Source organism: Streptomyces sp. ISL-36, assembly GCF_018614205.1.
In the GTDB taxonomy this organism is placed as follows: domain Bacteria; phylum Actinomycetota; class Actinomycetes; order Streptomycetales; family Streptomycetaceae; genus Streptomyces.
This window is the reverse complement of record NZ_JAGGOS010000038.1, coordinates 1-21,108: the sequence shown is the minus strand read 5'-3', so window position 1 is coordinate 21,108 and position 21,108 is coordinate 1. Positions and strand designations below refer to the sequence as shown.

The 21,108-nt window shown below is 70.2% G+C and carries 16 protein-coding genes and 1 tRNA gene; 5 read left to right on the top strand and 12 right to left on the bottom strand.

Annotated features, from left to right (window positions below; genetic code table 11):
• The 3 genes from J7E93_RS09710 to J7E93_RS09700 form a co-directional block, all read left to right on the top strand.
• Window positions 1-238: integrase core domain-containing protein (locus J7E93_RS09710; RefSeq protein WP_215067450.1), on the top strand; the 238-nt coding region annotated here is incomplete at its 5' end.
• Between the two features lie 138 nt (window positions 239-376).
• Window positions 377-1,183 (top strand): Fpg/Nei family DNA glycosylase, encoded by an 807-nt coding sequence (locus J7E93_RS09705; protein WP_215067448.1) that lies wholly within the window; start codon window positions 377-379, stop codon window positions 1,181-1,183.
• Window positions 1,184-1,215: 32 nt separating this feature from the next.
• Entirely contained in the window at window positions 1,216-1,980 is a 765-nt protein-coding gene (locus J7E93_RS09700; protein WP_215067446.1) for an SDR family NAD(P)-dependent oxidoreductase, read from the top strand.
• On the opposite strand, the gene J7E93_RS09695 is transcribed toward J7E93_RS09700, so the two are convergent.
• From J7E93_RS09695 to J7E93_RS09650, 10 genes are all read right to left on the bottom strand, one after another.
• A complete protein-coding gene (locus J7E93_RS09695) occupies window positions 1,928-2,227 on the bottom strand; it encodes a hypothetical protein (protein ID WP_215067444.1) in 300 nt (99 codons plus the stop codon). The two genes, J7E93_RS09700 and J7E93_RS09695, sit on opposite strands and share 53 nt — an antisense overlap.
• Window positions 2,228-2,346: 119 nt before the next feature.
• Window positions 2,347-2,817, bottom strand: coding sequence for a Dps family protein (locus J7E93_RS09690; RefSeq protein WP_215067442.1), 471 nt, complete (start codon window positions 2,815-2,817; stop codon window positions 2,347-2,349).
• A 238-nt stretch (window positions 2,818-3,055) separates the two neighbouring features.
• Window positions 3,056-3,439, bottom strand: a complete 384-nt coding sequence (locus J7E93_RS09685) for a helix-turn-helix domain-containing protein (RefSeq protein WP_041131554.1) — start codon at window positions 3,437-3,439, stop codon at window positions 3,056-3,058.
• Between the two features lie 109 nt (window positions 3,440-3,548).
• On the bottom strand, window positions 3,549-4,058 hold the full coding sequence (locus tag J7E93_RS09680; RefSeq protein ID WP_215067440.1) for a CinA family protein: 510 nt from the start codon (window positions 4,056-4,058) through the stop codon (window positions 3,549-3,551).
• Window positions 4,055-4,936 (bottom strand): CDP-diacylglycerol--glycerol-3-phosphate 3-phosphatidyltransferase, encoded by an 882-nt coding sequence (gene pgsA / locus J7E93_RS09675; protein WP_215067439.1) that lies wholly within the window; start codon window positions 4,934-4,936, stop codon window positions 4,055-4,057. The genes J7E93_RS09680 and pgsA overlap by 4 nt, the downstream gene beginning before the upstream one ends.
• A complete protein-coding gene (rimO, locus tag J7E93_RS09670; protein ID WP_215067437.1) occupies window positions 4,933-6,432 on the bottom strand; it encodes a 30S ribosomal protein S12 methylthiotransferase RimO in 1,500 nt (499 codons plus the stop codon). Before rimO ends, pgsA begins: the two co-directional genes overlap by 4 nt.
• Window positions 6,433-6,579: 147 nt before the next feature.
• Complete coding sequence (locus J7E93_RS09665; protein WP_215067435.1) at window positions 6,580-7,404, bottom strand: helix-turn-helix domain-containing protein; 825 nt, start codon at window positions 7,402-7,404, stop codon at window positions 6,580-6,582.
• A 244-nt stretch (window positions 7,405-7,648) separates the two neighbouring features.
• A complete protein-coding gene (locus tag J7E93_RS09660; RefSeq protein WP_215067433.1) occupies window positions 7,649-10,528 on the bottom strand; it encodes a DNA translocase FtsK in 2,880 nt (959 codons plus the stop codon).
• A 124-nt stretch (window positions 10,529-10,652) separates the two neighbouring features.
• On the bottom strand, window positions 10,653-11,327 hold the full coding sequence (locus J7E93_RS09655; RefSeq protein WP_215067431.1) for a two-component system response regulator: 675 nt from the start codon (window positions 11,325-11,327) through the stop codon (window positions 10,653-10,655).
• 250 nt (window positions 11,328-11,577) lie between these two features.
• Window positions 11,578-17,079 (bottom strand): HAMP domain-containing protein, encoded by a 5,502-nt coding sequence (locus J7E93_RS09650; protein ID WP_215067429.1) that lies wholly within the window; start codon window positions 17,077-17,079, stop codon window positions 11,578-11,580.
• Window positions 17,080-17,347: 268 nt separating this feature from the next.
• On the opposite strand from J7E93_RS09650, the gene J7E93_RS09645 reads away from it, so the two are divergent.
• Window positions 17,348-19,996, top strand: coding sequence for a SpoIIE family protein phosphatase (locus J7E93_RS09645; RefSeq protein ID WP_215067427.1), 2,649 nt, complete (start codon window positions 17,348-17,350; stop codon window positions 19,994-19,996).
• A 51-nt stretch (window positions 19,997-20,047) separates the two neighbouring features.
• Here J7E93_RS09645 and J7E93_RS09640 read toward each other — a convergent pair whose 3' ends face one another.
• On the bottom strand, window positions 20,048-20,404 hold the full coding sequence (locus tag J7E93_RS09640; protein ID WP_215067425.1) for a MerR family transcriptional regulator: 357 nt from the start codon (window positions 20,402-20,404) through the stop codon (window positions 20,048-20,050).
• A 64-nt stretch (window positions 20,405-20,468) separates the two neighbouring features.
• On the opposite strand from J7E93_RS09640, the gene J7E93_RS09635 reads away from it, so the two are divergent.
• Complete coding sequence (locus J7E93_RS09635) at window positions 20,469-20,936, top strand: hypothetical protein (protein WP_215067423.1); 468 nt, start codon at window positions 20,469-20,471, stop codon at window positions 20,934-20,936.
• Window positions 20,937-20,999: 63 nt separating this feature from the next.
• Here the strand turns inward: J7E93_RS09635 and J7E93_RS09630 are convergent.
• A tRNA-Thr gene (locus J7E93_RS09630) sits at window positions 21,000-21,072 on the bottom strand.
• Window positions 21,073-21,108: the final 36 nt, after the last annotated feature.

The following is a 21,108-nucleotide window of genomic DNA, read 5'->3' as shown; positions in this document are numbered from 1 at the left end:
CGGGATCACACACAAGCGAACCCGGCCCTACCGCCCCCAGACCAACGGCAAGGTCGAACGCCTCAACCGCACCCTCCTCGACGAATGGGCCTACGCAAAGCCCTACCGCTCAGAACAGGAACGACGCGACGCCTACCCCGGCTGGCTGCACACCTACAATCACCACCGCGGACACACCGCACTCGCAGGCAAAACACCCGCCAGCCGCGTCCCCAACCTCACAGGGCAATACACCTAGGGCACCGTCCCGGGGCCGCGAGCGGGACGCGAGCCATGTCGACCGTCAGCCCCGTCACCCCCGCCCCCCTTGGCCCCCGTCCCACCTCTCGCGTCCCATCTCCCCCGCCCGCCGCCCCCCGTCCCGCATCATGGAGCCATGCCCGAAGGAGACACCGTCTGGCGTACCGCCCACCGACTGCACTCCGCCCTGGCCGGACGCGTCCTGACCCGGTGCGATCTGCGTGTGCCCCGGTTCGCCACCGCGGATCTCACCGGGCATGCGGTCCTGGATGTGACCCCTCGCGGAAAGCACCTCCTCACCCGGTTCGACGGCGGCCTCACCCTCCACTCGCATCTGCGGATGGAGGGGGCGTGGCAGGTGTACGCCACCGGGGAGCGCTGGCGCGGCGGTCCCGACCACCAGATCCGGGCGATCCTCGGCACCCCCGACCGAACGGCCGTCGGCTATCGCCTCCCCGTCCTCGAACTGATCCGCACCACCGACGAGCACAAGGTCGTAGGCCATCTCGGACCGGACCTCCTCGGCCCCGACTGGGACCCGGCGGAAGCGGTCCGCAGACTCACCGCCGACCCCTCCCGCACACTCGGCGAGGCCCTCCTCGACCAGCGCAATCTGGCGGGCATCGGAAACGTCTACAAGTCGGAGCTGGCCTTCCTCGCTGCCGTCACCCCCTGGCTCCCCGTCGGCGAGCTCGCCCCCGGCGTTCCCGAGCGCCTCGTCGCCACCGCCCACCGCCTCCTCGACGAGAACAAGGACCGCCCCGACCGCCGGACCACCACGAACCCCCGCAGCCGGGAGCGTCTCTACGTCTACGGCCGCGAGCAGCGCCCCTGCCCACGCTGCGGCGCTCCCATCCGCAAGGCGGAACTCGGCGACCGCGTCACCTACTGGTGCCCCGGCTGCCAGAAAGGTCCCTCGGACCCACCCGCACCAGCTGATTGACGGGCCGTCAGATACGGTCGTACGGTCCGCTCATGTCCCTCAGCGCGTACGACCTCACCGGCCGCACCGTCTTCGTCACGGGCGCCGCGAGCGGCATCGGCCGGGCGACCGCCGCGCTCCTCGCGGAGGCGGGCGCCACCGTGCACTGCGCGGACCTCGACGAAGCGGGCCTCCGGGAGACCGCGGCTCTTGTGGCCCAGCACGGCGGGACCGCGCATCTCCACCCCTTGGACGTCACCGACCGGCCCGCTCTCGCGGCGGCGGTCCGCAGCGCGGGCCCTCTGCACGCCATGGCCGCGATCGCCGGCATCATGCACACGAGCACCGTCCTGGAGACCCGTGAAGAGGATCTCGACCGCGTCCTCGCGGTCAACTTCAAAGGAGTGCTGCACTCCTGCCAGGAGGCGGCCCGTTCGATGATCGCGACCGAAACCCGTGGCTCCATCGTCACCATGGCCTCGGGCGCGATGGACACCGCGAGCCCGGGGCTGCTCTGTTACAGCGTCACCAAGGCCGCAGTCGTCCAGCTGACCAAGACCCTGGCCACCGAGGTGGGCCGGCACGGCATCCGGGTCAACGCGATCGCACCGGGCTGGATCCGTACGCCCATGACCGACCGTCACGAGCCCGCCGCCCAGGAGCAGGCGGAGACGGCCATGGCCCGGCACTCCCCCCTGGGCCGGGTCGGCGAGCCGAAGGACATCGCGCACGCGGTGCTCCACCTCACCTCCGACGCCTCGTCGTTCACGACGGGCCAGATCCTCCGCCCGAACGGCGGGGTCGCGATGCCGTGGTGACCCGCGTTCCCCCTGCGCCCTCCATGGCCCGGCCGGCGCGCGTCCGGCCGCCCGCGGCGGCGGGCGCCGTCACGTGCACCGGCAGCAGACTCAGCCCCCAGCCGCCGGCCGCGACCGCCCCCTCCACCAGCCCGGACTGCTCCGGGACCAGCACCAGTCGCAGCACCGCCCACCACCACAGCCCGCCGACCGCCAGCCCGCCCGCTATCACCGCGAGCGTCACCAGCGGAACCCGTCGCCGTACCATGGCCGCCTCCTGCGGTCGACGCTAGACCGGCCGTATCACCCGGCGGGAGGGCGCACGGGAGGCAGGCCCGGCGCACGCAAGGCACGGACCGGCTGCTGCGGCCACGTCCGGGCGCACGGCTAGGCGCTCTCCGCCTGGAACATCCACGCGTGCTTCTCGAGGTCGGCGGTGAGACCGATCAGAATGTCCTGGGTGATCGGGTCCGGCTCGTCCGTGGCCTCGATCCGCTCCCGCATCCGCGCGATCACCGCGCCCAGAGCGTCGACCAGGATCTTCACGGCGTCCGTGTCCTTGATCCAGCCCGAGGGGACCTCACCGATCGCGCTGCCGGAAGCCACCGAAGCGGCCCGGCCGTCCGGGTTGACGCCCATCGCCGAGGCGCGCTCGGCCACCACGTCGGAATGCTGACGCGCGGTGACCACGACCTCGTCGAGCTGGAGATGGACCGAACGGAAGCGGGGTCCGACCACGTTCCAGTGGACCTGCTTGGCGACCAGGCCGAGGTCGACCAGATCGACCAGCGCACCCTGCAAGGCGTTGCCGACCGTCTTCAGGTCGGTTTCGGACAGCGAGCTCTTCACGACGGACATGCGTGTTCTCCAACCAGTCGTACGTTTTCCCACCATGGCACGCATCACCCGAATCGGGCATCCCAAACGCAGCCACGCGTACCCGACCGAGCCCCGCAATTCACCCGCGATACACCCGAACCATTCGCCCATGCACCTGAACCATCCGCGCTCACCCGCACGGCACCTGACAACGCGAAAGCCCCGGTCGGCGCCCCATGTGGGACACCGACCGGGGCTTTCGCCACTTCACGTCGGGTCAGGCAGCGACGACGTCCACCGCTTCCGCGGGCGCCTTGATGGTCACCCGCTCGGTAGGCACACCGGCCACCGACGTCACCGACACCGAATTGAGCATCGGGCGTACCGGCGTCGGCACCGGTTCGCTCGCCGCTGCCGACTCGGCCAGTTCGGCCAGTGACAGCTCGTCGCTCACTTCACGCATGAGCTCGGACATCCGTACGTCAAGCGCGTCGCAGATCGCGGAGAGCAGCTCGGAGGAAGCCTCCTTCTGCCCCCGCTCCACCTCGGAGAGATAGCCGAGCGAAACTCGGGCGGACGAGGAGACTTCGCGCAGAGTACGGCCCTGGCGCTGGCGCTGCCGACGCAGCACGTCACCCAACAGGCGACGGAGCAGAATCATCGGTGGCTCCCTCCTCGGACCGCGTAGCCGCATCCTTCACGCCCCACCGTACCGCCTTGCGCTGCGGCCGTGCGGGGAGCGATGTCGTGTTCACTCAGGGCTGCAAACATCAATTCCCCCCGTTCTGTTCCGTATCCTGTGCCCGCGCATTTCCCGAGAGTTCGTCGCCGAGCAGCTCCAGCACTCTGCGTACACTCTCTCTACGGATTTCCGCACGGTCGCCGTTCAACCGCAATGCGGCCACTTTCCCCGCTCCGACGGGCCCCGCCACGGCCACGTACACGGTTCCGACCGGCTGCCCGTCCTGCGGTTCCGGACCGGCGACCCCGGTCGTCGCGACCCCCCAGTCGGCGCTGAGCCGATGGCGTACTCCCGCCGCCATCTGCAGCGCGACCTCCGGATCCACCGCGCCGCGCTCCGCCAGTAGGGTCCCGTCGACCCCCAGGAGTTCCTCCTTGAGGGCCGTTGCGTACGCCGTGACGGACCCGCGGAAGCCTTTCGAGGCTCCAGGAGCCGCCGTCAGCTCCACGGCCACCAGACCGCCCGTGAGGGACTCCGCGGCGGCCACGGTGTGACCGTGCTCCACGAGCAGTTCCAGTACGCGGGCGGCTTCCTTCATCGGCGCGACCCCGCCGATCCCGCAGGCCCCGCCGGCCCGGCCGATCCCGCCGGCCTCGTGGCCGCACCCGGCTCCACCGCCGGTCCCGGCACGGACTCCCCCGGCACGGACTCGCCCGGCACCGCCTCACGGGGGACGGACTCCCCCGGCATTGCCTCGCAGGGCACGGACCCGCCCGGCACCGCCTCGCCGGGCACGGACCCGCCCGGCACCGCCTCGCCGCCCGCCTCGGCGGCCCGCTCCTCCGCCAAGCCCATGCGCCGCAGCACGATCGCCTGCCGCACGTAGTCCAGGCCGGTGACGACCGTCAGCACGACGGCGACCACCATCACCCAGAAGCGCAAGGTGGCGAGTGGACCGGTGAGCACGAGCACGTACATCCCGACGGCCGTGCCCTGCGCCAGCGTCTTCATCTTGCCGCCGCGGCTGGCCGGAATCACCCCGTGCCGGATCACCCAGAACCGCATCAGCGTGATCCCCAGCTCACGCGCGAGGATCACGATCGTCACCCACCAGGGCAGGTCACCCAGCGAGGACAGACAGATCAGGCCCGCCGCCATGATCGCCTTGTCGGCGATCGGATCGGCGATCTTCCCGAAATCGGTGACCAGGTTGTACGCCCGGGCCAGATGGCCGTCGAAGACGTCCGTGATCATGGCGACGGCGAACGCGGCCCACGCCCAGGCACGCCAGACCGGGTCGTGCCCACCGTCCTGCAGCAGCAGCACCACGAAGCCGGGCACGAGCACCAGCCGGATCATGGTGAGGATGTTGGCGATGTTCCACAGGCTGGCCTGGTTGACGGCCGCCGCGCCCAGCTTTCCGCCGGGCGCAGGCCTACCGGTCCCGCCCGTCGCGGATGCCGGGGCTCCGGTCATCTGCCCGCCTCCTCAAAAAGACACTCGGCCACCAGGTCGACGCCTTCCGTTCCCACGACCTTCGCCATGACCATACGGCCGGGAGCCAGATACAGGCTCGCCGCGGAGTCCGTGGTGAGGACCACCTGGCCGTCCGTCTCCGGAGCCTGGTGGGCCGCGCGACCGATCACGCCGTCCTCCTCGTCGATGGATTCGACGAGTACTTCCAGGGTCTCTCCGATCCGCTCCTCCGCGCGCTGGGCGGTGAGCTCCTCGGCGAGCCGCGAGAGGTGGGCGAGCCGCTCGTCCACGACCTCCTGGTCGAGCTTGTGCTCGTACGTGGCGGCTTCCGTGCCGTCCTCGTCGGAGTAGCCGAAGACACCGATGGCGTCGAGGCGCGCGTGGGTGATGAAGCGTTCCAGCTCGGCGAAGTCCGCCTCGGTCTCGCCGGGGAAGCCGACGATGAAGTTGGACCGGGCACCGGCCTGCGGGGCCTTGGAGCGGATCGTCTCCAGGAGCTCCAGGAAGCGGTCGGTGTCGCCGAAGCGGCGCATGGCACGCAGCACGTCCGGGGCGCTGTGCTGGAAGGACAGGTCGAAGTACGGGGCGACCTTCTCGGTCGAGGTCAGTACGTCGATCAGGCCCGGCCGCATCTCCGCGGGCTGCAGGTAGCTCACCCGGACCCGCTCGATGCCGTCGACGGCGGCCAGCTCGGGGAGGAGCGTCTCCAGGAGGCGGATGTCGCCGAGGTCCTTGCCGTAGGAGGTGTTGTTCTCGGAGACCAGCATGACCTCCTTCACGCCCTGCTCGGCGAGCCAGCGCGTCTCGCCGAGGACGTCGGAGGGACGCCGCGAGACGAAGGAGCCGCGGAAGGACGGGATGGCGCAGAAGGAACACCGGCGGTCGCAGCCGGAGGCCAGCTTCACGGAGGCGACGGGGCTGGTGTCGAGCCGGCGGCGCAGCGGCGCACGCGGCCCGGAGGCGGGCGCCAGGCCCTCCGGGAGGTCGCTCGGCACGTTCTCGGGGGCCGCGGGGGCCTCCGCGGCACCATGACCCGGCAGGGCCACTCCGGCGGCGGCCTGCTGCCGTTCCACCGGCGACAGCGGCAGCAGCTTGCGTCGGTCACGGGGGGTGTGGGCCTCCACACTGCCCCCGCTGAGGATGGTCTGCAGGCGGTCGGAGATGTCGGCGTAGTCGTCGAAGCCGAGCACGCCGTCGGCTTCGGGAAGGGCCTCGGCGAGCTCCTTGCCGTATCGCTCGGCCATGCAGCCGACCGCGACGACGGCCTGGGTCTTGCCGTGATCCTTCAGATCATTGGCTTCGAGGAGGGCGTCGACGGAGTCCTTCTTGGCGGCCTCGACGAATCCACAGGTGTTGACGACGGCGACATCGGCGTCCTGGGCGTTCTCGACGAGCTCCCAGCCGTCCGCTGCCAAGCGGCCTGCGAGCTCCTCCGAGTCCACCTCGTTACGGGCGCAGCCAAGAGTGACAAGGGCGACGGTACGGCGTTCGGGCATGGACTCAAGACTACTTTGTCCTGGCCGCGCCCCCGCCGCGCAGGGTTCACCTGCGCGACGGCTCCCGGCGGAGCGACCGGGACGACCCGCGCCACCAGCACGACCCTCCCACCGGGCCGACGGCCACGACCGGGCCGACCGGGCCGATCATCCGGCCGCGGGGTCGCCCTTGGTGTAGGTGAGCCGCTCGACCTGGCCGGCCTGGAACCTGTCGTCGATCTTCCTGCCGTTCACGTAGAGCTCGATCGCTCCGGCGTTGCCGAGGATCAGGTCGATGCGCTCGTCGTCCTGGAAGGTCTTGGAGTCGCCCTTGAGCAGCAGTCCGTCGAAGAGCAGCTTGCCGTCGTGCGCCTTGGCCGAGATCCAGCTCTTGTCGTCGATCGCCGTCATCTTGACCGTGACCTTGTCCTTCGGGACCGCCGCGATGGCGCTCTCGGTGGGCACCGGCTTGTCGGTCGTCTTGGTGGCCTTCGGCTTGGGGGTGGTCGTCTTCTTCTCCGGAGCGGGCCCCTCCGCCACGGTTCCGGTCCCGCCCCGCACGTCGTTCCCGTTGAACATCGAGAAGCCGACGAAGCCGACCACGGCGACGATCGCGGCGACCATGGCGGCGGTCCAGTTGGGGCGGCGCGGTTCGGGGCGGATGCGTTCCGCCTCGAAGAGCGGCGCGGCGGGGGTGGGCGAGGGCCGGCCGCCGTGCGCGGCGTCGTACTGCTCGACGAGTGGCGCGGGATCGAGCCCGACGGCGCGCGCGAGCGTGCGGATGTGACCGCGCGCGTAGACGTCGCCGCCGCAGCGTGAGAAGTCGTCCTCCTCGATCGCATGGACGATCGGGACCCGGACCCGGGTGGACGCACTGACCTCTTCGACAGTGAGACCGGACGCGATGCGGGCCTGCTGGAGGACACGGCCGATCGAATCCCGGTCGTCTGCCGGGACGTTCGGGTCGTCTTCGGGGGAGTTGCCGATGGACACGAGAGCGCCTTTCGAGCGTGTAACCACCTGCTGGACGTTCAGTCTATGGGTGGTACGAAAGGGTGGGGCAACCGGGCGGACGCGGTTTGTACGCCATGAGGCTGGGACATCGTTCTGTCCCTCCCTCCAACTTGACGTATGCCCAAGGGAAACGGTTGCCCCGTGTTCCCTTACGAGTGAGTCTCGGCCAGGTCTCGTTCCGGCCAGGGACCCCTATGGCCCCTGACCTCCTCACGCCGCCCCCTCACGCCCCGGGCCCCCCGGACGCCCCGAACTCCCCGGACTTCCCCGGGTCACCGAAGTCCCCGGACTCCCCACGGATCACCGCCAGTACCCCGTCCAGCTCATCCGGCTTGACGAGCACGTCCCGCGCCTTGGAGCCCTCGCTCGGCCCGACGATGTTCCGCGACTCCATCAGGTCCATCAGCCGCCCGGCCTTGGCGAAGCCGACGCGCAGCTTGCGCTGGAGCATCGACGTGGAGCCGAACTGGGTGGAGACGACCAGCTCGGCGGCCTGGCAGAGCAGGTCGAGGTCGTCGCCGATGTCCTCGTCGATCTCCTTCTTCTGCTTCGTGCCGACCGTGACGTCGTCCCGGAAGACCGGCGCCATCTGGTCCTTGCAGTGCTGGACGACGGTGGCGACCTCGGCCTCGGTGACGAACGCGCCCTGCATACGGATGGGCTTGTTCGCACCCATCGGCAGGAACAGACCGTCACCCTTTCCGATGAGCTTCTCCGCGCCCGGCTGGTCCAGGATGACCCGGCTGTCGGCGAGCGAGGAGGTCGCGAACGCGAGCCGCGAGGGCACGTTCGCCTTGATCAGACCGGTGACGACGTCCACGGAGGGCCGCTGGGTGGCGAGCACGAGGTGGATGCCGGCCGCGCGCGCCAGCTGGGTGATGCGGACGATCGCGTCCTCGACGTCCCGGGGCGCGACCATCATGAGGTCGGCGAGCTCGTCCACGATGACCAGCAGGTACGGGTAGGTCTTGAGCTCGCGCTCGCTGCCCTCGGGCAGCTTGACCTTGCCCTGGCGGATGGCCTCGTTGAAGTCGTCGATGTGCCGGAAGCCGAAGGCCGCCAGGTCGTCGTAGCGCAGGTCCATCTCGCGCACCACCCACTGCAGCGCCTCGGCGGCCCGCTTGGGGTTGGTGATGATCGGGGTGATCAGGTGCGGGATGCCCTCGTACGCGGTGAGCTCGACCCGCTTGGGGTCGACCAGGACCATCCGGACGTCCTCGGGGGTGGCTCTTATCATCACCGAGGTGATCAGGCAGTTGATGCACGAGGACTTTCCGGAGCCGGTGGCACCGGCCACCAGGATGTGCGGCATCTTCGCCAGGTTGGCCATCACATAGCCGCCCTCGACGTCCTTGCCGAGCGCCACGAGCATCGGATGGTCGTCGCCCGCCGCGTCCGCCAGCCGCAGCACGTCGCCGAGGTTGACCATCTCCCGGTCGCTGTTCGGGATCTCGATGCCGACGGCGGACTTGCCCGGGATCGGCGAGATGATCCGTACGTCCGGGGAGGCCACGGCGTAGGCGATGTTCTTGGTCAGGGCCGTGATCTTCTCGACCTTCACGGCGGGGCCGAGCTCGACCTCGTACCGGGTGACCGTCGGCCCGCGGGTGAAGCCGGTGACGGCCGCGTCGACCTTGAACTCGCTGAAGACGGTGGTGAGCGACTCCACCACGGCGTCGTTGGCGGCGCTGCGGGTCTTGCCGGGACCGCCCCGCTCCAGGAGGTCCATCGACGGCAGGGCGTAGGTGATGTCGCCGGAGAGCTGCAGCTGCTCCGCGCGGGGCGGCAGCTCGGTGTGCTGGGGGGCGGGCTTGGTCAGATCCGGGACGGCTCCGGGCCGGCGCCCGTCCTCCGCGCCCCGGGCGGTGGGCACGGGAGCGGACGGAGGTACGGAGGGGGCGGGAGGGACGGAGGGAGCGGGGGCGTCCGCGTCGCCGGCGGCCACCGCGGCGGCCCGCTCGGCGGAGACGTCCCGGGTCAGGTCGGCGACCAGCGGGGAGGGCGGCATGCCGTTGAGCACGGCCCCGTCGAGGGCGGCGGCAGCGGCCGCGGCGACGTCCACGGCGTCCAGGGGCCGGTCGAAGGCCGGCTGCGCGGAGGGGCGCCGCGGGCGCCTGCGGCGGACGAGCGCCTCCTCCTCGGCCCGGTCGGCGTCGTACACCTCCTCGCGCCCGGGAGCCCTGCGCCGGGCCCGTGCCGGGGCCGCCTCGCGCCAGGCTCCGTCGTACATCTCGTCCTCGTCCACGAACTCCGGGTCGTAGGCGGGCTCGACGAGGCCGAGCCGGGCGCCGAGTGCGCGCAGCCGCTGCGGGATGGCGTTGACGGGGGTCGCGGTGACGACGAGCAGCCCGAAGACGGTGAGCAGGACGAGGAGCGGTACGGCGAGCACCTCGCCCATCATGAAGATCATCGGCTTGGACGCGGCCCAGCCGATGAGGCCGCCCGCGTCCTGCATCGCCTTGGTGCCCTCGCCCCGCCCGGGCGAGCCGCAGGCGATGTGGACCTGTCCGAGCACGCCGATGACGAGGGCGGACAGGCCGATGACGATCCGGCCGTTGGCCTCGGGCTTCTCCGGATAGAGGATCAGCCGGATGCCGATCGCGCCGAGCAGCAGCGGCACCAACAGGTCGAGCCGCCCGAAGGCGCCGGTGACGAGCATCTCCACGAGGTCGCCGACCGGGCCGCGCAGGTTGGACCAGGTTCCGGCGGCGACGATCAGCGCGACGCCGAGCAGCAGCAGCGCCATGCCGTCCTTGCGGTGGGCGGGGTCGAGGCCCTTGGCTCCCCGCCCTATCCCCCGGAACATGGCCCCGACGCCGTGCGCGAGGCCGAGCCAGAGCCCTCGGGCGAGCCGGTACACACCCCCGGTCGGGGACGGAGCGGGCCTGGGCGCCGCCTTCTTCGCCGCGGTCTTCTTCGCCGGAGCGCGCTTCGCGGGCGCGGCCTTCTTGGCCGCGGTCCTCTTCGCGGGCGGCTTGGCGGGCGATTTCGCGACGGACTTGGCGGGCGCCGCCTTCTTCGCAGCGCCAGTCGTACGGCCGGCGCGCGGCTTCGCGGTGCCCGCCGTGCCCTGGGAACCTTTGCCGGACGTACGTGAGGCCATGATGCTGAGGTTACCGGTGTGAGGCGCGGTAAAACGTGCGCGCCCTGCCTCACCCGTTCGTGTCGCCCCTGTGAGGCGTGAAACTGACGCCCGTTCACCACGGGCGCCGGAAATTGACGATATGTCAGCTTTGCGAGGGAAGCGCGGACGGACCGCCGGCGCCCGGCTCCAGCGCGTCGAGGGCCCGTCGCAACCCGGTGAGCTTGCGCTCCAGATGGGCGGCGGTGGCCACGGCCGCGGCGTCGGCCGAGTCGTCGTCGAGCTGCTTGGAGAGCGCCTCCGCCTGCTCCTCGACCGCGGCGAGGCGGGCGGAGAGCTCGGCGAGCAGCCCGGCGGACTCCTTGGCGTGGCCGCCGTGTCCGCCGCCCTCCAGCTGGAGCCGGAGCAGTGCCGCCTGCTCACGCAGCTGGCAGTTCTTCATGTACAGCTCGACGAAGACGGAGACCTTGGCGCGCAGCACCCACGGGTCGAACGGCTTGGAGATGTAGTCGACCGCTCCCGCCGCATAGCCACGGAAGGTGTGGTGGGGACCGTGATTGATGGCGGTGAGGAAGATGATCGGAATGTCCCGGGTCCGCTCCCGCCGCTTGATGTGCGCGGCCGTCTCGAATCCGTCCATCCCGGGCATCTGGACGTCGAGCAGGATGACCGCGAAGTCGTCGGTCAGCAACGCCTTGAGTGCTTCCTCCCCTGACGATGCCCGCACCAGTGTCTGATCGAGCGCGGAGAGAATGGCCTCCAGCGCCAGCAGATTCTCCGGCCGGTCATCGACCAGGAGGATCTTGGCCTTCTGCACCATGCCCCGTCCTCCTCGCCCCGGCATCGGCTCTCCCCGACTCGCCGAGCCGGGGGAAGCACCGGGCGCCGCCCCAGAAGACGACTCCCATGCGCCGTCCGTCCTTGTGCCGGTCATGGTAGCCGCACCCCGCCTGTCGCCACACCCTGTCACCACGATGTCACTGTGCACGTAGCAGAAACGTGGTGAGAGACCAGAAGGTTCCCCGAATACCGGCCTCTCACACGCCCGTGGCGACAGTGCGTCAGCAAGCTCAGCGTCCGTTTCCGCGCATCCACTCCTCCATCACCGACAGCAGGTGATCGGGGTCGACCGGCTTGGTGACGTAGTCGGAGGCGCCCGACTCGATCGCCTTCTCCCGGTCGCCCTTCATCGCCTTGGCCGTGAGCGCGATGATCGGCAGCCCGGCGAACTGCGGCATCCGCCGGATCGCTGTCGTGGTCGCGTATCCGTCCATCTCGGGCATCATGATGTCCATCAGGACGATCGTCACATCGTCGTGCTGCTCCAGCACTTCGATGCCCTCGCGGCCGTTCTCCGCGTACAGCACCGCGAGCCCGTGCTGTTCCAGGACGCTCGTGAGGGCGAAGACGTTGCGGATGTCGTCGTCGACGATCAGCACCTTCTCTCCACCGAAGGAGTACGTGCGGCGCGGCTCCGACTCCATCCGCTCTTCCTCCGCCGCCTGCTGCTCGCTCTGCCCCTGGCGGCCGGGCTGCCCGGGCAGCGCGGGCCGCCCGTCCAGACCGGCCTGAGCCGCCCTCCGCCGGTGCCGGAAGAGAGCGCCCGCACCCGAGCGCATATCGGCCGACAGAGGCGCCGGCGTGAAGTGCGAGACCCCGTCGAACGAGCTCTCCTCCCCACCCGACTGCAGATCGTTCGGCCCCGGCACGCCCTGCCCGTACCCCTGCGGCGGCAGCTCGCTGGGGCTCATCGGCAGATAGAGCGTGAAGGTCGAGCCGCGGCCCGGCTCGCTCGCCGCGTAGATCTCACCGCCGAGGAGTCGCGCGATCTCCCGGCTGATCGAGAGGCCCAGGCCCGTACCGCCGTACTTCCGGCTGGTCGTCCCGTCCGCCTGCTTGAACGCCTCGAAGATCACCCGCATCTTGCCGGCCGCGATGCCGATACCGGTGTCCGTCACCGAGAACGCGATCAGATCGGCCTCCGGATCCCGCAGCGAACCGGCCTCCAGGAGCTGTTCGCGGATCGACTGCGGTACGTCCGTCCCGGCCGGCCGGATCACCAGCTCCACCGCGCCCGAGTCGGTGAACTTCACCGCGTTGGACAGCAGATTGCGCAGCACCTGCAGCAGCCGCTGCTCGTCGGTGTGCAGCGTGGCGGGCAGTTCGGGCGAGACCCGGACCGAGAAGTCGAGACCCTTCTCCGCGGTCAGCGGCCGGAACGTCGCCTCGACGTAGTCGACGAGCTGCACCAGCGCGATCCGGGTCGGGGAGACGTCCATCTTCCCCGCCTCGACCTTCGACAGGTCGAGGATGTCGTTGATCAGCTGGAGAAGGTCCGAGCCGGCCCCGTGGATCGTCTCGGCGAACTCGACCTGCTTGGGCGAGAGGTTGGCGTCCGCGTTGTCGGCGAGCAGCTTGGCCAGGATCAGCAGCGAGTTGAGCGGGGTGCGCAGCTCGTGCGACATGTTGGCCAGGAACTCGGACTTGTACCGCATGGAGACGGCGAGCTGTTCGGCGCGCTCCTCCAGGACCTGCCGGGCCTCCTCGATCTCGGTGTTCTTCACCTCGATGTCCCGGTTCTGCCGGGCGAGCAGCTCCGCCTTCTCCTCCAGCTCCGCGTTCGAGCCCTGGAGCTCCTTCTGACGGTGCTCCAGCTCGGCCGAGCGCTCCCGCAACTGCTCGGTCAGCTCCTGCGACTGCTTCAGCAGCACCTCCGTCTTGGTGTTGACGCTGATGGTGTTGACGGTGGTCGCGATCAGCTCGGCGAGCTGGTTGAGGAAGTCCCGCTGGATCTGGGTGAACGGCTGGAAGGAGGCCAGCTCGATCACCCCGAGGACCTTCCCCTCGAAGAGGACCGGAAGCACGATCACATGCGCCGGGGCGGCCTCACCGAGCCCGGAGGAGATCTTCAGATAGCCCGGCGGCACGTTGACCTGGATCGTCCGCTTCTCCTCGGCCGCGGTCCCGATCAGCGTCTCGCCGGGCCGGAAGGAGGTGGGCATGGACCCGGCGGAGTATCCGTAACTGCCGCGCATCCGCAGCTCGTACGAGCCCTCGCGCTGCCCGCCGAGTTCGGCGCTGCCGGTCGAGGAGCCGGTCGACATCGCCACGAAGAAGGCGCCGTGCTGGGCGGAGACGACCGGTGTCAGTTCGCTCATGATGAGCGAGGCCACGTCGTCCAGGTCGCGCCGGCCCTGCATCAGACCGGAGATACGGGCCAGGTTCCCCTTGAGCCAGTCCTGCTCCTCGTTGGCGAGGGTGGTGTCCCGCAGGTTGGCGATCATGGTGTTGATGTTGTCCTGGAGCGCCTGGATCTCGCCCGCCGCGTCCACGCCATCGATCTTGAGGTTGAGGTCACCACGGGTCACCGCGGTGGCCACGGCCGCGATGGCACGCACCTGCCGGGTCAGGTTCCCGGCCATCTCGTTCACGGACTCGGTCAGGTCCCGCCAGGTGCCGTCGACGTCCCGGACCCGCGCCTGGCCACCGAGGATGCCTTCCGTACCCACCTCGCGGGCCACCCGGGTGACCTCCTCGGCGAACGAGGACAGCTGGTCGACCATCGTGTTGATGGTGTTCTTCAGCTCCTGGATCTCACCGCGCGCGTCGATGTCGATCTTCTTGGTGAGGTCGCCCTTCGCGATGGCGGTCGTGACGGCGGCGATCTGCCGCACCTGACCGGTCAGGTTGGACGCCATCGAGTTCACCGACTCGGTCAGGTCCTTCCAGGTGCCCGAGACACCCGGCACCCGTGCCTGGCCGCCCAGCTCCCCTTCCGTACCCACCTCACGGGCGACTCGCGTCACCTCGTCCGCGAACGACGACAGGGTCGTCACCATCGTGTTGACCGTGTCGGCCAGCTCGGCGACCTCGCCACGCGCCTCGACCGTCACCTTCTTCGTCAGATCACCGTTGGCGACCGCCGAGGAGACCCGGGAGATGTTCCGCACCTGACTGGTCAGGTTGTTGGCCATCAGGTTGACGTTGTCGCTCAGGTCCTTCCAGATGCCGGTGACGCCGCGCACCCGTGCCTGACCGCCCAGGATGCCCTCCGTGCCCACCTCGCGGGCGACCCGCGTCACCTCGTCCGCGAAGTTGGACAGCTGGTCGACCATCGTGTTGACGGTCGTCACCAGCTCCAGGATCTCTCCCTTGGCGTCGACGGTGATCTTCTTCGACAGGTCGCCCTTGGCGACCGCCGTCGTGACCTCGGCGATGTTGCGCACCTGGGAGGTCAGGTTGTTCGCCATGAAGTTCACGGACTGGGTGAGGTCCTTCCAGGTGCCGGAGACCCCCTGCACCTCGGCCTGACCGCCCAGGATTCCCTCCGTGCCCACCTCGCGGGCCACCCGGGTCACCTGCTCCGCGAAGCTGGAGAGCTGGTCCACCATCGTGTTGAGGGTGTTCTTCAGCTCCAGGATCTCGCCGCGCGCGTCCACGTCGATCTTCTGCGAGAGATCACCGCGCGCCACAGCGGTGGCGACCTGCGCGATGTTACGGACCTGGGCGGTGAGGTTCCCGGCCATGCCGTTCACCGAGTCGGTCAGATCACGCCACACACCGGCGACGCCCGGCACCTGCGCCTGACCGCCGAGCCGCCCGTCCGTGCCCACCTCGCGGGCCACCCGGGTCACCTGCTCGGCGAAGGCGGAGAGCTGGTCCACCATGGTGTTGATGGTGTTCTTCAGCTCCAGGATCTCGCCGCGCGCGTCCACGTCGATCTTCTGCGAGAGATCACCGCGCGCCACGGCCGTGGTCACCTGGGCGATCTGCCGCACCTGGGACGTCAGATTGCCGGCCATGAAGTTGACGGAGTCGGTGAGCTCCTTCCACGTACCGGAGACACCGTCGACGCGGGCCTGACCGCCGAGGCGGCCCTCGGTGCCCACGTCCCGCGCCATCCGGGTCACCTGGTCGGCGAAGGACGACAGCTGCGACACCATCGTGTTGACGGTGTTCTTCAGCTCCAGCATCTCGCCCGCGACGTCGACGGTGACCTTCTGCGACAGATCACCGTTGGCCACCGCCGTCGTCACCTGCGCGATGTCCCGCACCTGACCGGTCAGGTTCCGGAACGCCGTGTTCACCGAGTCGGTCAGGTCCTTCCACTTCCCCGCCGCGCCCGGCACCTCGGCCTGCCCGCCGAGCAGACCCTCGACACCGACCTCGCGCGCGACCCGGGTCACCTCGGAACCGAACGCGGACAGCTGGTCCACCATCGTGTTGACGGTGTTCTTCAGCTCCAGCATCTCGCCGGCCACGTCGACCGTGACCTTCTGCGACAGATCACCGTTGGCCACCGCCGTCGTCACCTGGGCGATGTCCCGCACCTGCGTGGTGATGTTCCGGAAGACGGTGTTGACGGAGTCGGTCAGGTCCTTCCACGTCCCGGCCGCGCCCGGCACCTGTGCCTGACCACCGAGCAGACCCTGCGCGCCGACCTCGCCGGAGACACGGGTCACCTCGTCGGCGAACGTCCGCAGCGTCTCGGTCATCTGGTTGATGGTGTCGGCGAGTTGCGCGACCTCGCCGCGCGCGCTCACCCTGACCTTCTGCGACAGATCACCGTTGGCGACCGCCGTGGTGACCTCGGCGATACCCCTCACCTGATTGGTGAGATTTCCCGCCATCGTGTTGACGGAGTCCGTCAGGTCCTTCCACACGCCCGCGACACCGGCCACCTCGGCCTGGCCGCCCAGCTCGCCCTCGGTGCCCACCTCACGCGCGACACGGGTCACCTCCGAGGAGAACGAGGAGAGCTGGTCCACCATCGTGTTGACGGTGTTCTTCAGCTCCAGCATCTCGCCGTCGACGTGTGCGGTGACCTTCTGCGACAGATCGCCGTTGGCGACCGCCGTCGTCACGAGAGCGATATCACGTACCTGCGCCGTCAGCCGGTACGCCATGGTGTTGACCGAATCCGTGAGATCCTTCCACGAACCGGACATACCGCGCACCTGGGCCTGACCGCCCAGCTTGCCTTCGGTACCGACCTCGAGTGCGACCCGCGTCACCTCGTCCGTGAACGCCGACAGCTGGTCGACGAGGTTGTTCACGGTCCGGGCGACCTTCAAGAACTCCCCGCGCAGCGGCCGGGCCATCCCGTCGGGACCGTCCGAACGCAGGTCCATCCGCTGGTCGAGGTCGCCCTCGGCCACCGCGGAGAGCACCCGCCCCACCTCGGAGACCGGCCGCGTCATGTCGTCCACGAGCGCGTTGGCGGCCTCGATCGCCGCCGCCCAGGCACCCTCGCCGGCCCCGGTCTCAAGGCGCTCGGACAGCTTGCCCTCGCGCCCCACCACCCGGCGCACCCGCGACAGTTCGCCGGTCAGATGCATCTGCCGGGCCGCGACCTCGTTGAAGACGGCGGAGATCTCCGCCATCACCCCGTCGCCCGAGACGGTCAACCGTTTACGGAAGTTTCCGTCCCGCATCGAGACCAGCGCGGCGAGCAACCGCTCCATGGCCGCCGCGTCCACCTGCACCGTCCCACCACTCCGGGACCGTCCGCCCTTCGCCCGCGTGCCGCTGCCGCTGCCGCTGCCGCGCCGCGCCGCCGTGCCAGACTCCACCGTGTCCCTCCCGAAGGGGTTGACCGTACTGCTCGGGCCGTCACCACAAGCCTGCCCAGTGTTTCACCGCAGCCGAACAAGGCCATAACAGTTCGGCAGCTTCGCATAACGTCCCCACCCTCGGGGGACGGAAACTGCGGTGACCGGCATCCGCCCGGACAGCGAAGGTAAGTAACCTGGCATCCAGCTGTCCAACCGCCCCGGTCCGCCCGGCGGGGGCGGGGCGGCGCGAGGACGAGCACCGGGCAGCGGGAGGGGCAGACCGACCATGGCAGAGCCGGGCGTCGAGACGCGTACGAGGAGTTCTGTGATCACCGCGCGGGCGGCTGCCAGTTTCGACCCTGTGGGGCGGTCCGTCGCGACCGCCCGGGCCTTCGTCCGGGACACTCTCCAGGGATGGGGCTATGCCGAGGTCGTCGACGACGCCGTCGTCCTCACCAGCGAACTCGTCACCAACGCGGTCATCCACGCCGGCACCACCGCCGAGGTCCTCTGTCTGCGCGGCGACGACGGCGTCCGGGTCGAGGTCGCCGACCGCTACCCCGAGCGCGAGATCCCCGTCCAGGGTGGCCGTACGCTCGCCCACCCCGACCGGGAGAACGGCCGGGGGCTGCTCCTGTGCGCCGCTCTCGCCACCCGCTGGGGTGTCGAGTACACGCCGACCCAGAAGCACGTCTGGTTCCAGCTCGACCTGCCCGAGCGACCGATCGGCACCCGCGCCGCCGGCCCGGTCCTCCCCGATGCCCTCCTCCCCGTCGCCGACGGCCGCGTCCGCGTCGCCGTCGCCCAGATCGACCGCGGCGGCGCCATCACCGCCTGGAACGAGGACGCCGAGGAGCTCTTCGGGTACGCCGCCGAACAGGTCACCGGCAAGCCTCTCGGCGATCTCGCCGCCTGGCCGCACACCCCCGGCATCGGCACCGGACTTGTCGAGGCACTCCGGCTCTCCCGCTGGGAGGGCAGCTACGGCATCCGCTGCGCCGACGGCCGGGTCATCCCGGTCTACGCCTCGCACCTGCGGATCCGCGACGCCGAGGGCGAGCCCTCCACGGTCTGTCTCCTGGTACGGGAGTACGAGCGCGCGGTCCTGCAGACCCCGCAGCGCACGCCGGTCTCCGACTCCTCCGAGAGCCGCTCCGCGGACCCCTTCGAGCTCTTCATCGGCTCCCCCGCCCCCGACGACCTCGACGGCCTCCTCCAGCGCACGGTGGAGCGCGCCCGCGACATGCTCGACGGCGACTCCGCCTTCCTCCTGCTCGCCACGGACGACGAGACTGAGCTGGAGGTGCGGGCCACCACGGGCCTTCCCTCCGCCCGTCAGCGCTTCGCCCGCGTCCCCGTCGAGACGGGCGCCAGCCGCTACGGCTCCGCCCGTATGCCCGCCGTCCACGAGGACCTCGCGGCCGTCCCCGGGGCGGCTCCGCTCCTCGAAGGCACCGGCATGCGCTCGGTCGTCACCGTCCCCCTCAAGGTCGAGGGCCGGCTCACCGGCTCGCTCGGCGTCGCCGCCGAGAGCCCGAACCGCTTCTCCAACGAGGAGGCGCTGCGCCTCCAGTTCGCCGCCGACCGCATCGCCCTGGCCGTGGAGTCGGCCCGCCTCGGCGAGCTCGAACGCCTGCGCCGCGGCTCCCTCAGCTTCCTGGTCGAGGCCTCCGACCTGCTGGCCGGCACCCTGGACCGCGACCAGACCCTGGCTCTCATGGCCCAGATGACGGTCCCCACCCTGGCCACCTGGTGCGCCGTGTACACGATCGCCGACCAGGCATCGGACCCGTACCTCTCCTACGTCCTGCACGAGGACGAGGACCGCATCGACGGCCTGAAGGCCCTCCTCTCCTCCATCGCCCCACCCGACCCGGTGCCCACTCCTGGCGCCCGCGTCTGGGCCGCGCCCGCCGAGGCCGCCCACCGGGCCGCGCTCTCCATCTCGATGCGTGAGCTGGGGCACGGCAGCGGCCCGCTCTCCTCGGGGATCGACTCGACGCTCGCCACCGCGGCCGCGGTCGGCGGCGAGACGGTGGTCCTGCCGCTCGTCGCCCGCAACCGGGTCATCGGCATGCTGACGCTCGGCAAGCCCTCGGACGACCACTTCCGCCAGGAGATCCTGGAACTCGCCGAGGACCTCTCCCGCCGGGCGGCCCTCGCCCTCGACAACGCGCGCCTCTACTCCGAGCGCGTGGCGATCAGCCAGTCCCTCCAGCGCAGCCTGTTGCCTCCCGGCCTCCCCGACATCCCCGGCGTCGAGGTCGACGTCATCTACCGCGCGGCCGGCGAGGGCAACGAGGTGGGCGGCGACTTCTACGACCTCTTCCCCATCCGAGACAACGCCTACGGCTTCGCCATCGGCGACGTCTGCGGTACGGGCCCGGAGGCCGCGGCCGTCACGGGCCTGGCCCGCCACGCCCTGCGCCTCCTGGCCCGCGAGGGCTTCGGCGGTCCCGCGGTCCTGGAGCGCCTCAACGCGGCGATCCTCGACGAGGGCGCCCGCAGCCGCTTCCTCACCCTGCTCTACGGCGAGATGTGGCCGCAGGAGGACGGCTCGGCCATCCTGAAGGTCGTCTGCGCCGGCCATCCCCTGCCGCTCCGCCTGCGCCAGGACGGCACGGTCGTCCCCGCCGCCGATCCGCAGCCGCTCCTGGGCGTCCTGGACGACCTGGAGCTGTACGAGCAGACCATCACGCTAGAGCCCGGCGACGTCCTGCTCTGTGTCACGGACGGCGTCACGGAACGCCGTGAGGGCACCCGCATGCTCGGCGACGACGGCCTGGCCGAAGTCCTCAAGACCTGTACGGGCCTCACGGCCGGCGCCGTGGCCGCCCGCATCCTCCGCGCGGTCGAACGATTCGCCCAGGAACCCGCCTCGGACGACATGGCCATCCTGGCGATGCGCATCCCCGAGCCCCTCCCCCAGGACTGACGGCAAGGGCCTCGGGAGCGGTCGTGGCCTGCTCGTCCCTGGTCGCCCGGCTCAGCCGACCGCCCGCAGCGGGCACCCGGTCCCGACGCGTGCGTCGAGCTCGGCCCGCAGGGCGGCAAGCTGCGCCATGCGCGCATCGATGACCTTGATCTTCTCCTCGAACAGCGCGGACAACGCCTCGGCGGCGTCGGGCGCGTCCCGCAGTTCCTCGCCGGTCCGCGCGATCTCGGCCAGCGAGAAGCCGAGCGTCTGCGCGGTGCGGACGTACTGCAGCCAGGGCACTGCCTCCGGCGGGAAGTCGCGATAACCGTTGGCCAGACGCCGCCCGGTGACGAGGCCGATCTTCTCGTAGAAGCGGATGGTGTCCCTGCTCAGTCCCGCTTGCGCGGCCAGCTCTCCGATACGCACGGCTCTCCCCTGAAGTGCGGACTTGACCTTGGACGGTACTCCACTGTTTACCGTCGTGGCGTCCATGCAGGAGACCAGCAGGAGCCTCGCCGTGATCCGTCCTTTCGCCCCTTCCCACCCCGCCTATCTGCGCGCCGTACGCACGAGTGCCGGGTACGACCTCGTGGTCACAGCCGGATTCGCCACCCCGTGGACCTACGCCTTGGTGCACGAGGCGCTGTCGAAGCTCGGTGACACACTCGGGCTGGGCGCCCTGCCGGCCCTCGACCCGATAGAGGTCCTCTACGCGAATCTGATGGGTTCGGTGGTGGTCGTCTGGGCGCTCGTCCGGATCGTCAACCCGCTGCCGGTGCATGGTCTGTTCGACGGCGTCGCGCGCACGCTGTTCGCCGCGTGGCAGGCGTACGCGCTGGCCCACGGTGCCCCGCGCTGGCTGTGGCTGTTCCTTGTGGTCGAGGTGGCCTTCGGCGTCGTCCAGCTTGCGCCCTGGCGGCCGGCTCGGCGCACCGATCTCGGCGCTGCGGGCAGGTAACCCAGAACCCCCTGACCGGGAACGCAAAAAGGCCCCCGCCATGAGGCGGGGGCCTTTTCTCTGAGCCCTTTAACGGAATCGAACCGTTGACCTTCTCCTTACCATGGAGACGCTCTACCGACTGAGCTAAAAGGGCGGGTTGTTCGGCGGTGTCCTACTCTCCCACAGGGTC

Bases quoted from the DNA above. Each gene is read 5' to 3' on its own strand.
- pgsA (WP_215067439.1), bottom strand. From the start codon at position 4,936: ATGACCGGAGCCCCGGCATCCGCGACGGGCGGGACCGGTAGGCCTGCG.
- J7E93_RS09685 (WP_041131554.1), bottom strand. From the start codon at position 3,439: ATGATTCTGCTCCGTCGCCTGTTGGGTGACGTGCTGCGTCGGCAGCGC.
- J7E93_RS09660 (WP_215067433.1), bottom strand. From the start codon at position 10,528: ATGGCCTCACGTACGTCCGGCAAAGGTTCCCAGGGCACGGCGGGCACC.
- J7E93_RS09695 (WP_215067444.1), bottom strand. From the start codon at position 2,227: ATGGTACGGCGACGGGTTCCGCTGGTGACGCTCGCGGTGATAGCGGGC.
- J7E93_RS09705 (WP_215067448.1), top strand. From the start codon at position 377: ATGCCCGAAGGAGACACCGTCTGGCGTACCGCCCACCGACTGCACTCC.
- J7E93_RS09680 (WP_215067440.1), bottom strand. From the start codon at position 4,058: ATGAAGGAAGCCGCCCGCGTACTGGAACTGCTCGTGGAGCACGGTCAC.
- J7E93_RS09645 (WP_215067427.1), top strand. From the start codon at position 17,348: ATGGCAGAGCCGGGCGTCGAGACGCGTACGAGGAGTTCTGTGATCACC.
- J7E93_RS09690 (WP_215067442.1), bottom strand. From the start codon at position 2,817: ATGTCCGTCGTGAAGAGCTCGCTGTCCGAAACCGACCTGAAGACGGTC.
- J7E93_RS09700 (WP_215067446.1), top strand. From the start codon at position 1,216: ATGTCCCTCAGCGCGTACGACCTCACCGGCCGCACCGTCTTCGTCACG.
- J7E93_RS09635 (WP_215067423.1), top strand. From the start codon at position 20,469: ATGCAGGAGACCAGCAGGAGCCTCGCCGTGATCCGTCCTTTCGCCCCT.
- rimO (WP_215067437.1), bottom strand. From the start codon at position 6,432: ATGCCCGAACGCCGTACCGTCGCCCTTGTCACTCTTGGCTGCGCCCGT.
- J7E93_RS09655 (WP_215067431.1), bottom strand. From the start codon at position 11,327: ATGGTGCAGAAGGCCAAGATCCTCCTGGTCGATGACCGGCCGGAGAAT.